Raw genomic sequence first — 635 nt, 5'->3', positions numbered from 1 at the left:
CGCATCGACCGTGCCCACGCCGGGAATCTCCACGTACACGAAGGTGTCGCTGCCGAGGTGCTCGGCCTGGATCACGCTGCCTTGCCAGGCATCGCCGCTGCCGGGTGGGGGGCCGCCACGCTGCACTGCGATATGTTCCGGGCGCACCCCGAGCGTGACTGCGCCGTGGCGCGCGGCCACCTCCTCCTGCAGCAGATTCATGCGCGGCGAGCCGATGAATCCGGCCACGAACACGTTGGCAGGGCGCTCGTACAACTCCAGCGGCGTGCCCACCTGTTCGATACGTCCGGCCTGTAGCACCACGATCTCGTCGGCCATGGTCATCGCTTCGACCTGATCGTGGGTGACGTACACCGCGGTGGTCTTGAGCTGCTTCTGCAGGCGGGTGACTTCCAGGCGCATCTGCACGCGCAGGGCCGCATCCAGATTGGACAGCGGCTCGTCGAACAGGGACAGCTCCAGCTCACGCACCAGCACCCGCCCCAGTGCCACGCGCCGGCACTTGTCGGCCGACCATTGGCGCGGCAGGTTCTATAGCATGTGCCTGAAGGCCATGGTCTCATCCGCGGGAGCGATGCTCCCTATGACTGGTGGTCGGTTCGGGGTTCGCGGCTTCACGCCTAAGGTCTGTGCTT

At 66.5% G+C, this 635-nt stretch carries 1 protein-coding gene; it reads right to left on the bottom strand.

Going from position 1 to position 635, the window contains the following annotated elements:
* A partial coding sequence (locus CSC70_RS14005) for an ABC transporter ATP-binding protein (protein WP_343038785.1) occupies positions 1-492 on the bottom strand: 492 nt, incomplete at its 3' end.
* Positions 493-635: the final 143 nt, after the last annotated feature.

It is taken from the genome of Pseudoxanthomonas kalamensis DSM 18571, from assembly GCF_010211745.1.
In the GTDB taxonomy this organism is placed as follows: domain Bacteria; phylum Pseudomonadota; class Gammaproteobacteria; order Xanthomonadales; family Xanthomonadaceae; genus Pseudoxanthomonas_A; species Pseudoxanthomonas_A kalamensis.
The sequence above is the reverse complement of the archived record's forward strand: the minus strand, read 5'-3'. Positions and strand labels throughout refer to the sequence as shown.